This is a genomic window from Gemmobacter lutimaris (genome assembly GCF_003570715.1).
GTDB classification, from domain to species: domain Bacteria; phylum Pseudomonadota; class Alphaproteobacteria; order Rhodobacterales; family Rhodobacteraceae; genus Gemmobacter; species Gemmobacter lutimaris.
The window spans coordinates 285572-297637 of record NZ_QXXQ01000002.1; the positions used below are offsets into that span (position 1 = coordinate 285572).

General features: G+C 65.0%; 9 protein-coding genes and 1 tRNA gene. 4 read left to right on the forward strand and 6 right to left on the reverse strand.

Annotated elements, in window-relative coordinates; translation table 11 throughout:
* Positions 1-2: 2 nt before the first annotated feature.
* From D2N39_RS04555 to D2N39_RS04565, 3 genes are all read right to left on the reverse strand, one after another.
* Positions 3-1553, reverse strand: a complete 1551-nt coding sequence (locus D2N39_RS04555) for a putative bifunctional diguanylate cyclase/phosphodiesterase (protein ID WP_119133595.1) — start codon at positions 1551-1553, stop codon at positions 3-5.
* Positions 1554-1622: 69 nt separating this feature from the next.
* Positions 1623-2531, reverse strand: a complete 909-nt coding sequence (gene ttcA, locus D2N39_RS04560) for a tRNA 2-thiocytidine(32) synthetase TtcA (protein ID WP_119133596.1) — start codon at positions 2529-2531, stop codon at positions 1623-1625.
* Positions 2532-3375: 844 nt separating this feature from the next.
* Positions 3376-3452: transfer RNA gene (locus D2N39_RS04565), tRNA-Arg, on the reverse strand.
* Between the two features lie 259 nt (positions 3453-3711).
* Between D2N39_RS04565 and D2N39_RS04570 the strand changes: the two genes are divergently transcribed.
* Positions 3712-4746 (forward strand): LacI family DNA-binding transcriptional regulator, encoded by a 1035-nt coding sequence (locus tag D2N39_RS04570; protein WP_119133597.1) that lies wholly within the window; start codon positions 3712-3714, stop codon positions 4744-4746.
* Positions 4747-4765: 19 nt separating this feature from the next.
* Here D2N39_RS04570 and D2N39_RS04575 read toward each other — a convergent pair whose 3' ends face one another.
* The gene (locus D2N39_RS04575) at positions 4766-5320 is read right to left on the reverse strand and encodes a peptidoglycan-binding protein (protein WP_233557051.1); all 555 of its coding nucleotides are present in this window, start codon (positions 5318-5320) and stop codon (positions 4766-4768) included.
* Positions 5321-5486: 166 nt separating this feature from the next.
* Here D2N39_RS04575 and D2N39_RS04580 point away from each other — a divergent pair, with 166 nt between their 5' ends.
* Entirely contained in the window at positions 5487-6479 is a 993-nt protein-coding gene (locus D2N39_RS04580; RefSeq protein WP_119133598.1) for a calcium-binding protein, read from the forward strand.
* A 148-nt stretch (positions 6480-6627) separates the two neighbouring features.
* Positions 6628-9045 carry a DEAD/DEAH box helicase gene (locus tag D2N39_RS04585; protein WP_199725200.1) on the forward strand — a complete coding sequence of 806 codons (2418 nt, stop codon included), beginning with the start codon at positions 6628-6630 and terminating at the stop codon, positions 9043-9045.
* 18 nt (positions 9046-9063) lie between these two features.
* On the opposite strand, the gene D2N39_RS04590 is transcribed toward D2N39_RS04585, so the two are convergent.
* Both D2N39_RS04590 and D2N39_RS04595 read right to left on the reverse strand, forming a co-directional pair.
* Positions 9064-9687, reverse strand: a complete 624-nt coding sequence (locus D2N39_RS04590) for an enoyl-CoA hydratase/isomerase family protein (protein WP_119133599.1) — start codon at positions 9685-9687, stop codon at positions 9064-9066.
* The gene (locus D2N39_RS04595; protein ID WP_407645523.1) at positions 9684-10436 is read right to left on the reverse strand and encodes an SDR family oxidoreductase; all 753 of its coding nucleotides are present in this window, start codon (positions 10434-10436) and stop codon (positions 9684-9686) included. Before D2N39_RS04595 ends, D2N39_RS04590 begins: the two co-directional genes overlap by 4 nt.
* A 118-nt stretch (positions 10437-10554) precedes the next feature.
* Between D2N39_RS04595 and D2N39_RS04600 the strand changes: the two genes are divergently transcribed.
* Entirely contained in the window at positions 10555-12066 is a 1512-nt protein-coding gene (locus tag D2N39_RS04600) for a DUF2125 domain-containing protein (RefSeq protein ID WP_158589774.1), read from the forward strand.

Genomic DNA, 12066 nt, shown 5'->3' on the forward strand with positions numbered 1-12066 from the left:
CCTTATTTCGTCGCGCCCGATCCGATCCGGGGCAATGGCGCCAGCCTGGAATCGTGCCGGGCCATCCAGTCCTGAACCTGATCGAAGGGCATGGGGCGGGCGATGCCGAAGCCTTGCACATGCCGGCAGCCCAATTGTGCCAGAATCGCATGTTCACCCGGTGTTTCCACCCCCTCCGCCAGCGTGTCGAGGTCAAGCTGTTCGGCAAGCGACAAAATGGCGGCCACGATCTTCTGCTGACCGGGGTCCGTGTCGATATGCGTTACAAAGCTGCGGTCGATCTTCAGCCGGTTTACGGCGAAGCGCCGGATATTGGTGATCGAGGCATGGCCAGTGCCGAAATCGTCAAGGTCGATCCCGCAGCCGAGTTTCGCCAGGGCTGCGATATTGCGCACGATCACGTCATTCTCGGTCGTGGCGACCACGGTTTCCAGAATTTCGATGCCAATACGGTCGGGGTTCAGGCCAAAGCGGTCGATTTCCCATTCCAGCTTTTCGACGAAACGCGGATTACGCAATTCGGCGGCCGACAAATTCACGCCGACCCGTGGCACTTTCAGCCCGGCGCGATCCCAGCGTGTAAGGGCGGTCAGGGCCTGAAAAAGCATCACCTCGCCCAGCCGTTCTGCCAGCCCTGCTTCCTCGATTGCGCCCAGAAATTCCGCAGGGGGCACGATGCCGCGTGCGGGATGCTGCCAGCGGGCCAAAGCCTCGAACCCGGTGATTTCCCCGGTATCCGTCGAGATTTGCGGCTGGAAATGCGCCCTGATCTCGCCTTGGTCCAGCGCGGTTTCCAACTGCCCGCGCAGCGCATCACGGTCGGAATGCTTGCGGGCCATGTCCGGGGCGAAAGCCCGAATGGCGGAGGGGCCGTTGCGCAACGCCTCATCCGCGGCGATCTGGGCAGCGTCCAGCAGGGACCGCCCGTTTGCAGACGGGGCTGCAAGACCAAGACAGAATCCGATCGAACAGCTGACATAAAGACGTGCGGCATTCAGGCTGATCGGCGGTGCGATGGCGGCCTGAAGGCGCGCCGCAAGCTGGATCATGCTTTCCAGATCCAGCCGCCGCTGCGGGTGCAAGGCAATGGCGAAGCCACCACCCTCCAGGCGGGCCACGACATCGCCGCTGCGCAAGGCGCTGCAAAGACGCTCGGCGCAGCGGGCAAGCACTTCGGTCTGGGCTGCGCGCCCGTGCCGGTCGAGCAAAAGGGCGGCGTCATCGAACTGCACGACAATACAGCCGGTCTGTAACCCGCTGACCGGGGCGTCACGCAAGGCGGTTTCCAGCACGCCGATCAGTTGTGGGCGCAGCGCAAGGCCCTGCAAGCCATCGGGCATGGGCGGTATGGCCGCTTCGGGCCGATTCAGGGCGCCGAGCGCAAATCCGGCAAGCGGGGCGCCAAGGGCAACAAGCAGCAGACCCGTCTCGCCCCCCAGCCAGAAGCCGGCCAGCGTTGCTGTCGGCAGCAGGAACAGAACTTCGGGCTGCCGCAATCGCCGCAGCATTTCTGTCAGGCCATCCGAAAGCCGTTTCCCGATTCGCCCCGACATCGCATCCCTCGCCGCATCCGCAGCCCTTCGGCCGCCGATGCACCCTAGGTGCGCATCCTCGACGCTTCGTTAAAATTCCTGCCCGAGATGCGGAGGATTTTCGCTAAATGTTCCGGTTTTCGGCGCCAGCGCCAGAAAATCGAAGATCGACGGGTCAAGCAGATGCGACGGGCGCGCATTCATCAGCGCGCGGAACATGACCTGCCGCCGACCGGGGCTGCGCGCCTCCCAGCCGTCCAGCAATTGTTTGACCTGCTGCCGCTGCAAGCCTTCCTGACTGCCGCAGAGATCGCAGGGAATAATGGGGTAATTCATGGCTTTGGCGAATTTCTCGCAATCGGCCTCGGCCACGAAGGCGAGCGGGCGATAAACGAACAGATCGCCTTCCTCGTTCAACAGCTTGGGCGGCATGGTCGCCAGCCGCCCGCCGTGGAACAGGTTCATGAAGAAGGTTTCCAGTATATCATCGCGGTGATGGCCCAGCACCACGGCGGAACAGCCCTCTTCCCGCGCGATGCGGTAAAGATTGCCGCGCCGCAGCCGCGAACACAGGCTGCACATGGTCTTGCCCGGACCGATCTTGTCCATCACCACAGAATAGGTGTCCTGATATTCGATGCGATGCGGCACGCCCATGCGTTGCAGGAATTCCGGCAGCACGGTCGCCGGGAAATTCGGCTGCCCCTGATCCAGATTGCAGGCCAACAGGTCAACCGGCAGCAGGCCGCGCCATTTCAGTTCATGCAGCACGGCCAGCAATGTATAGCTGTCCTTCCCGCCGGACAGGCAGACCAGCCAGCGGGCGCCGCGTTCGATCATACCGTATTTCTCGATCGCGTCGCGTACCTCGCGCACCAGACGCTTGCGTAGCTTGCGGAACTCCGTCGAGGTTGGTGCACCATGAAACAGCGGATGGATGTCTTCCGCCAGATCGTCGGTGGCCGGGTCATCATTGGAAAGGTGCAGGTCGTCCGCCATCGGCCCCTCACGCGCTGGAACGCGTTGCATATGCCAGAAGCGGCGCAAGCTTGCAAACCGGACGGGATCACCGGGAGACAGGATGTTGTCGCGTGACAATAAAGCCGGGCCAGCAAATGCAAAGGCGGCTATGCTCAGGGTGTGAGGCTGAAGGCGATCCTGCCCGACCCGCTCTCCTGCACCCGCGACTGTCCGCTGCACCCGCGACTGTCCGCGCCCGGCGCCATCGCACCAAGACCTGGGGTTGGGCCGCAGGATGGCCCTGACGCCCCCAAATTGTGGGTGGCCTCTTCGCCACGACCACCTTCTGTCGGCTGCTCGGGATGGCCCGGCTTGACCGCCTCTCGGCCGAAGACAACCTCGCCCCGCCGCCGCCCACCTGTCGCCACGATCTACCGCGCACGCGGAGGCGGCATCTGCTTGACGCGCTGAAAGAGCCGGTTGCCAGATCAGCACCGGACACAGGCCCTGCGCGTGGGGTGATACGCGAACAGGCGGGGTGGGGAGCCATACGCTCCGGCGGTCACCGGGATACTGTGGCCGTCACGCGGCGGGTAAAATGCGACGGGTCGTCGGCAATTTGGGCAGAGCGCAGCGAAGCCCGGCCGCGGCTGTATCGGCCGCCAGTTTCACGACGGGCGGGCTTTGTCATGGATGCGGAGCGGAACGCGACCAGAACGAGAGTGTTGAGAGGCTTGTTGAGAGCGGAAATCTGAAATCCGCTAACTGCCGGAGGCGGGTGGCGGGATCAAACCGGTCTTCACGGATTTGCAATCCGCACTGCCCTCAGGTCCAACAAGCCAGCGACAATTCCCCAGAGTGTGGGGCAAGATACTGATTTCATTGGTGACCCCGACAGGACTCGAACCTGTAACCTGCCCCTTAGGAGGGGGCTGCTCTATCCAGTTGAGCCACGGGGCCTTGCGGGCCTTCTTGCGGTGATTTGGCCAGCCTTGCAAGACTTTCCTGCCCTGACGGAATGAAAAAGGGGGAGCGCTTTTGGCCCATCGCTCCCCCTTGGTCCCTCGCGCCGGTTGAGAGCTTGCTGGCGCGGTGGATATGTCTGGCACATGTGCCGTTAGCGCTATCACTAACAGGGAAACAGCCCTTGGACAAGCGAAAGGTTTGGCGCTAACAAGGATTCACGTTCTTGCGAGAATTTTGCAGAAGGCCATCGCCCGTGTCCAAGCCACCCGTTGCCGACCCCCGCCGCACCCTGACCCTGCGCGATGTCTCCGAAGCCTCTGGCGTCAGCGAGATGACCGTCAGCCGGGTTTTGCGCAATCGCGGCGATGTGTCGGAAACCACGCGGGAACGGGTGCTTCAGGCCGCGCGCGCACTGGGCTATGTGCCCAACAAGATTGCGGGGGCGCTGGCCTCGCAACGGGTAAATCTGGTGGGCGTCATCATTCCCTCCATGTCCAACATGGTCTTCCCCGAGGTGATGACGGGAATTTCCGAGACGCTGGAAGATACCGGCCTGCAACCCGTGGTGGGCATCACCAATTACAGCCCCGAACGCGAAGAGGCGGTGCTGTATGAGATGCTCAGCTGGCGTCCTTCAGGCGTCATCATCGCGGGGCTGGAGCATAGCGAGGCTGCACAGGCCATGCTGGAAAGCGCGGGCATTCCGATTGTCGAGATCATGGACATCGACGGCATGCCCGTAGACAGCGCGGTCGGCATCTCGCACCGCCGCGCCGGTCTGAAGATGGCCGAGGCCATCGTGGCAGCGGGTTATCGGCGAATCGGGTTCCTCGGCACCAAGATGCCAGACGACCACCGCGCCCGGAAACGGCTGGAAGGATTCAAGGAAGGGCTGGCGGAGGCGGGGCTCACGCTTGCGGACGAGGAATATTATGCGGGCGGTTCCGCGCTGCTGAAAGGCCGCGAGATGACCGAGACGATCCTGACCCGCAGCCCGGATCTGGACTTCCTTTATTACTCGAACGACATGATCGGCGCGGGCGGCCTGCTTTACTGTCTGGACAAGGGCATTGACGTGCCGGGGCGGCTGGGTCTGGCGGGGTTCAACGGGGTGGAACTTCTGGACGGTCTGCCGCGCAAGCTGGCCACGATGGATGCCTGTCGCCGCGAAATCGGCGTTCACGCGGCCGAGATCATTGCGGGCAAGCACCCGACAGCGGTGGTTGGTGGCGAGGTGATCGAACTGTTCCCGACGCTTGAGCCGGGCGATACCATCCGCAAGGGATGATCGCGCCCGGCGCTTTGGGTTAGTAGACCAGCCCGTCAAACAGGCCGTAGACGCCAGCGGCGCTGCCCAGATCGCGGCCGCGCCCACGGTCGTTGGCATAGGCCACGATGGCGGAATAGGTGCCGGGCCCGAAAGCGCCGTCGATCCCGCCCCGATAATAGCCGCGCGCGGCCAGTCCTCCCTGGATGCGGCGGCGGTCATAGATGTTGTAGGAATTGAATGCCTGCGCGGCCGGTGTCATCCATATGCTTGGCCGGACCGGCGGCTGATAGCGATCATGGTGCGGGGCAGGGCGATAGACCTGCCGGTAAACCGGGCGCGGCTGCACATATTGCGGCTGCACATACCGCGGCTTTTGATTGCGCCGTGCCTCGTCCAGCAGGCGATCGACCAGCATGGCGGCGGCAACACCTTTCAGGAAGTTGCGTTCGTTCCGGCCAAGCGCCTGTGCCGGGGCGGCGGCGGTCAGCCCGATGGCCAGCGCGGTGACGGCGGCGATGGCTGCGCGGCCGAAGCGGCGCGGCGTGCGGGATACTGGGGCAGACACGGGGGCAGTGATGACAGCGGGCAGCATGTCCGTTCCTTTCGGTTTGCGGTTTCGCTGTCCCGACCGATGCGCCAAGGTGTCGCGCTAGGCAAAATCGGCGGCCTGTTATCCGATAACAGATGCGGATCGACGTGGACGTGTCACAAAAAGCGCCCTAAACGTCGGCAGATGTAACCCAGCAGTGGTGGTAGTGATGACCGTGCTTGCAAAAGGGGGGCCGACGCCCCAGACGATTGACCTGCACGAGGCTTTCCATGACCGGCTGGGCTGGACGCAGTTCGACACCGTCTATCGGGCCGACATCATCCTGCATTTCGGTCAGGGTCACCGCCTCCGCATCGACGTTCCGAACCCTGACCTCATGTATGCCAGCCGGTTGCAGGATTCGAGTGACGAGCGCGAGGTGCAGATTTCCGGCGATTTCGTTCTGTCGGACGACGGGATGATTACATCGGGCCGGGTGACCGAACTGCATGTCCAGCGCAGCGAATGGCCGGGGGACGGGTATTCCACCTTCACGCTGAGCGGCCTCGATCTGGATGCCGCAAGGGTAATGGCGGCTGCGGCGACATCGGGGATGGCCGATGACCAGCGCCTTTATGACAGCGCGCTGCGGGGCGACGACCTGCTGATCGGTCTGGGTCTGCCTGCGGCTGATCGCGTGCTTGACGGGCTTCGGGGCGATGACCTGATTCTCGTGACCGACGGGCCGGGCCGTCTGATCGGCGGTGCAGGGCATGATCTGCTGGAATCGCGCGAAGGGCGCGATTGGCTGCGGGGTGGCGCGGGCAACGATCTTCTGATGGCGGGCACCGGCGCGGACCGGATGTATGGCGGCGGCGGGGCTGATGTGCTGGCGGCGCAGGGCGGTGCCGATACGATGACCGGCGGTTCCGGCGCCGATGACTTTGTATTCTCCACGAAGGCACGCGGCATGGTGATCCGGGATTTCACGCCCGGCACCGATCGGTTGCTGTTCGCCTTCGCCGATGACTTGTCGGCCGATGATCTGCGCGTCGTCGATACCGCCGATGGCCTGCGTCTGCGCATGGATGGTTTCGCCGTCACGTTGCAAGGGCTGACCCGCGCCGATCTTCCCTTGGTCGATCTGGTCTTCGGGGCCGAGGCCGCCAGCCGGATCGACAGTGCCATCGACAGCTTTCTGGGCCGTTGGGACTACGCCTGACGCCGCAGGGCTATACAAGGGTCAGGATTTGCTGTAGGCGCGGAGGCAAGGCTCCGAATGATTCCGGGGCAGCACGGGCAGGGAGGCCCTGCTGCAAGGGGAATGGCAGGGCCGTCACAGGGCCTTCCCGCCCCTTCAGGTAACAGACATGACCGATCTTCCGATTGCGGCCCCGCTGGCAGCGGCGCTTGCCGCCAAGGGCTATGAAAGCCTCACCCCCGTCCAAGAAGCCGTGCTTGCGCCCGAATTGCTGGGCCGCGACGCGCTGGTTTCGGCGCAGACCGGCTCGGGCAAGACCGTGGCTTTCGGCCTTGCCATGGCGCCCGAGGTGCTGGGCGGTTCTGACATCCTCAAGCCCGCCGAGGCGCCGCTGGCGCTGATCATCGCGCCGACGCGCGAACTGGCGCAGCAGGTCGCGCGCGAGCTGGAATGGCTTTATGCCGAGGCCGGTGCCCAGATCGCCACCTGCGTCGGCGGCATGGACTACCGCACCGAACGCCGCGCGCTGTCCTTCGGCGCCCATATCGTCGTCGGCACGCCCGGTCGTCTGCGCGACCATATCGAACGCGGCAGCCTTGATATGTCGCTGCTGCACGTCGCCGTGCTGGACGAAGCCGACGAGATGCTGGACCTTGGTTTTGCCGAGGATCTGGAGTTCATCCTCTCTGCCGCGCCGGAAGGCCGTCGCACGCTGATGTTCTCGGCCACCGTGCCGAAAGAGATCGAGAAGCTCGCTTCCACCTTCCAGCGCGACGCGATCCGCCTGCAAACGGCGGGCGAGGCGAAGCAGCATGGCGATATCGAATATCGCGCCTTCAACGTCAGCCCGCGTGACCGCGAACACGCGATCTTCAACGTGCTGCGCTACTATGAGGCGCGCACGGCCATCGTGTTCTGCAAGACCCGCGCCAACGTCAATCATCTGCTGGCGCGGATGGGCAACCGGGGATTTCAGGTCGTCGCCCTGTCGGGGGAACTGAGCCAGACCGAACGTATGCATGCGCTGCAAGCGCTGCGCGACGGGCGGGCGCGGGTCTGTATCGCCACGGACGTTGCGGCGCGCGGCATTGATCTTCCGGGGCTGGAGCTGGTGATCCACGCCGATCTGCCGTCGAATTCGGAAACCCTGTTGCACCGTTCGGGCCGCACCGGCCGGGCGGGCAACAAGGGTGTCTCCGCGCTGATCGTGCCGCCGTCGGAATTCCGCAAGGCCACGCGCCTGCTGCAAGGCGCCAAAGTCGTGGCGGAATGGGCCAAGGCGCCTTCGGCAGACGAGGTGCAGGAACGCGACGACGCGCGGCTCATGGAACTGCCGCTGCTGTCCGACCGGCCGGGCGACGAGGCCGCGCTGGCGCGGGATCTGATCGAGCGCTACGGCGCCGAGCATATGGCGGCGGCCTTCGTGCGGCTGTGGCGCGATGCGCGTTCGGCGCCCGAGGTGCTTCAGGACATGGCGCCGCCCGCCTCTGCCGCGCCTTCGGCCCCGCGTGACCGCAATGCCTTTGGCGAGGCGGAATGGTTTCTGCTGACGGTCGGCCATGAAGGCCGGGCCGAGGCGCGCTGGCTGTTGCCGAAGATCTGTGATGGCGTCGGCATCACCAAGAACGAGATCGGCGCGATCCGCGTGCAGCAGACCGTGACCTTCGTGCAGATCGCCAAGGCGGCTGCAGGCCGCATCGGGGCACAGGTGGAGCTTGAGCCGGGCCTGAACATGGAACGTGTCGAGGGCGAGCCGCAGTTCGGCCGCCCGGAACGCGGTGGCCCGCGTCCTGAACGCGCCCCGCGCCCGGATCGCGGTGACCGGCCCGACCGCGCGCCGCGTCGGGACAAGCCTGCCTATCAGCCGAAGCCTTCGCGCTTTGTCGAGGAGGGCGAAACCACGCCGCGCCCGGCGCGTGACGACCGTCCTGCACGGGATCGGGACGAACGCCCGGCGCGCGCCTGGGAAGATCGTCGCCCCGCAGCGGCCGAGGGGACTCGCAAACCCTATGCCAGCCGCGAGCGTGACTATCCGCAACGCCCGGAAGGCGCCGAGACGGAAAAGCGCAGCTACAAGCCGCGCGAAGCCGCGCCGTATGGCCGCAAGGCGCAGGGCGATGATGCCGCCCCGGCGCGCAAGCCCTATACCCCGCGCGACTCGGGGGACCGCAAGCCCTATGCGCCCCGTGACGGAGGGGACCGCAAGCCCTATGGTGCCCGCGATGCCGGTGACCGCAAGCCCTATACCCCGCGGGACGGCGGGGATCGCAAGCCTTACGGCGCGCGGGACGAGGGCGACCGCAAACCCTATGCGCCGCGCGCAGCAGGGGCGGAAGGGGGCGAGCGCAAGCCGCGCTGGTCGGCCGGGGATCGTGTGACCAAGGGCGGCGATGCCAAACCGGCGACGAAATCGGCTGGCTTCAAGTCGCATGGCGGCGGCAAGGACAAGCCTGCCCGCGCAGCCGGAACGAAGTCGCACAAGACCGAAGGCGGTTTCGCTGCGAAGTCCGGCAAGGGCAAGCCCGCGCCGCGCCCGGTGGATGCGCGCGACACCTCCAAGCGCTTCGTGCCGCCGAAGAAAAGGTAACGCGCGGTTGCGGGGCATTCAGCCCCGCAGCGGCACCATTGCCTTGATTGCCGCGACATGGGCGGGGGTTGCCCCGCCCGCATCGCCCGCAAGCTCGGTCGCTGTCGGCATCAATGCCTCTGGCGCTACGATGCGGTCCAGAAGACCCCAGGCCAGCGCCTCATCCGCACTGGCTTTCGCCCCCGCCATCAGGATCATCTTGGCCCGTGACGGCCCGACGAGTGCCGCCAGTCGGCCGGGGTCCGATGGCTGCGGCAGGAAACCAAGCTTCATCACCGGATAGAAGAACTTCGCCCCCGGCACGCCGATCCGCAGATCGCAGGCCAGCACCATGCCCATGGCGCCCCCCGCCAGCGTGCCGTTCAGCGCGGCGATGGTCAGACAGGGCAGGGCGGCGATGCGTCCCGACAGCCGTTCCCAGACATCGGCGGTGGCAAGCCCCGCGCGCGCTTCGTCCAGATCGGCGCCAGCGGAAAACACCTTGCCCGTGCCGGTCAGCACCAGCACCCGCGCGCCCTCTGCCCCCGCCCTGATGGCGACGGCGTCCAGCTCCTCCAGCATGGCGCGGGTCAGGGAATTGGCCTTGTCGGGCCGGTTCAGTGTGACGGTCCAGACCCCGCCGTCAATGTTCAGTTCGATCATGCCACCAACCCCACCTTGCGCCGGATGTCCTCGTCCCGGAGAGAGATTTCCTCGCCCCGCCAAGCTTCGGCGCCGTCGCCGCACATCCACAGCAGCGCGCGCGCGGGCCAGTCGGCGGGGATGTGATCCGTAACCTCAAGCTGGCTGACCGGGTTGATGCCGGATGCCTTGATCTGCACCTGCATCCCGGTTGCAACCGTGCCGGGGGACAGGCCCATGACGCGCAGCCACTGGCCTTCCTCCAGATGCAGTGCACGGGTCAGCATCGCCGCCCCGGCCTTCGAGGCGCAATAGGCGCTCCAGCCTTCCAGCGGTCGGTGCGCCGCGCCGGAGGAGATGGTTATGATCGTGCCTGCCCCGGCGGATTTCATCACCGGAAGCGCCGCGCGGATACCGTTGAACACCCCGGCCAGATTGACCTGCACAGCCTGCGCCCAAAGCGCGGGATCGGCGTTTTCGATCCGGGCAATCGGCTCGATCATCCCGGCATTGTTGATCAGAACGTCAAGCTGGCTCCAACGCGCCACGATCTGTGCCACCGCCGCCGAAACCGCCGCTGCATCCGCCACGTCGCAGGCCAGTGCCATGGCGCGATCCGCACCGATTTCAGCCACCAACGCCTCGATTTCCGCGGCGCTGCGGGCAATCAGGGCGACTTTTGCCCCGGTTTCCGCGAAAACCCGCGCCGCTGCTGCGCCGATCCCCCGGCTTGCGCCGGTAATCGCCACTACCTTGCCGTTCATCATCATGCCTTCTTCCCTCCGTCACGCGGGCTTGATACCTCATATGCCATCGCGCCGGAAAGTCTTGACCGACCAAGGGCGCTCGCGGATGCTGTTGCATCATTTTCAGCAGAGAGGTTTCGTTATGACCCGGATTAAATTCATGTGCTCGACCGCCTGCCTGGCGCTGCTGGCGGGTAATGCCGCATTGGCGGATGTGACACCGGAACAGGTCTGGGAGAACTGGAAGAGCCTCAGCACCTCTTACGGGCAGTCGATGACGACCGGCAGCGAGGCGCGCGAAGGCGATACGCTGGTGATTCGCGGTATCGACCTCACCTCGAAGAACGAGGGCGCAGAGGCAGTGATCCATCTTGATGAGGTGCGGCTGAAAGATCAGGGCGACGGCACTGTCGAAATGACGATGAGCGACGCCTCCACAATGACCGTCAAGACCGAGGCCGATGGGGACCTTCCGGCCACAACGACCAGCCTGAACATGGGCATGTCCGGCCAGCGTATCCTTGTCTCCGGCACACCGGAAGAGGCGCGCTACGATTTCACCGTGCAGAACGTGTCGCTGGCGCTGGGCGCAATCGAAGGGCCGAAAGATGTGCCGACGGATCTGAAGGTCGAGGCGACGCTGCGCGGCATGAGCGGCAGCTATCTCGTTTCCGGTGCAGCCGACAAGGTGGTGACCAGCACTGTCGTGGCCGACAGCCTTGGCATCACCATGAGTGGCACCAACCCCGAGGATAATAGCAAAATTGACCTCAAGGCCGATATGAGCGGGCTTACGGGGCAGTCCACGTCCAAGATCATCGGTGGCGATGTCAGCGACCTTGTTGCTGCGCTGAAGGCGGGCAGCGCCATGGACGGCAGCTTCGCCTATGCCGGGGGCACGCTGGACATGAAGGTCGATGGCGCTGACGGGCCGATGCAGGTTTCGGCCTCGAACACCGGCGGCAGCCTGTCCTTTGCGATGGATGCCGCGCGGCTGGCCTATGGCGGCACCGCCAAGGATGCGCAGGTCACTCTGTCCGGTGCGCAGATCCCCTTCCCGCAGGTGAATTTCGGCTACAAGGAAGGCGCGTTCAATCTGCTGATGCCGGTCTCGAAAAGCGATACGCCGGCCGATTTTGCCTTCCTGACCAAGATCATCGGCCTGACCGTCTCGGACGAGATCTGGGGTATGCTGGACCCGACCGCGCAACTGCCGCGGGATCCGGTGAATGTGGTGCTCGATACCAAGGGCAAGGTCACGCTGACTGTCGATCTGATGAACGAGGCCGAAATGGCTGCCTTGGGCGAAGGTGCGCCGGGCGAGATCAATGCGCTGGACATCAACGAACTTCAGGTCACCGCTGCCGGGGCCGAGGTCACGGGGTCGGGCGCGCTGACCTTTGACAACAGCGATATGGAAACCTATGGCGGCGTTCCGGCGCCGACCGGCCAGATCGACCTCAAGGCCGTGGGCGTGAACGCGCTGCTGGACAAGCTGATGGCCATGGGTCTGGTCCCCGAGGATCAGATGATGGGCACCCGGATGATGCTGGGCATGTTCGCCAAGGTCGATCCCAGCGCGCCGGATACCATGACCTCCACGCTGGAGTTCAAGGACAAGCACTTCTTCGCCAACGGCATGCAGCTTCAGTAA

Coding starts and splice junctions, on each gene's coding strand:
- ttcA (WP_119133596.1), bottom strand. CDS start 2,531: ATGGCGGACGACCTGCACCTTTCCAATGATGACCCGGCCACCGACGAT.
- D2N39_RS04575 (WP_233557051.1), bottom strand. CDS start 5,320: ATGCTGCCCGCTGTCATCACTGCCCCCGTGTCTGCCCCAGTATCCCGC.
- D2N39_RS04590 (WP_119133599.1), bottom strand. CDS start 9,687: ATGATCGAACTGAACATTGACGGCGGGGTCTGGACCGTCACACTGAAC.
- D2N39_RS04600 (WP_158589774.1), top strand. CDS start 10,555: ATGACCCGGATTAAATTCATGTGCTCGACCGCCTGCCTGGCGCTGCTG.
- D2N39_RS04585 (WP_199725200.1), top strand. CDS start 6,628: ATGACCGATCTTCCGATTGCGGCCCCGCTGGCAGCGGCGCTTGCCGCC.
- D2N39_RS04555 (WP_119133595.1), bottom strand. CDS start 1,553: ATGTCGGGGCGAATCGGGAAACGGCTTTCGGATGGCCTGACAGAAATG.
- D2N39_RS04595 (WP_407645523.1), bottom strand. CDS start 10,436: ATGATGATGAACGGCAAGGTAGTGGCGATTACCGGCGCAAGCCGGGGG.
- D2N39_RS04580 (WP_119133598.1), top strand. CDS start 5,487: ATGACCGTGCTTGCAAAAGGGGGGCCGACGCCCCAGACGATTGACCTG.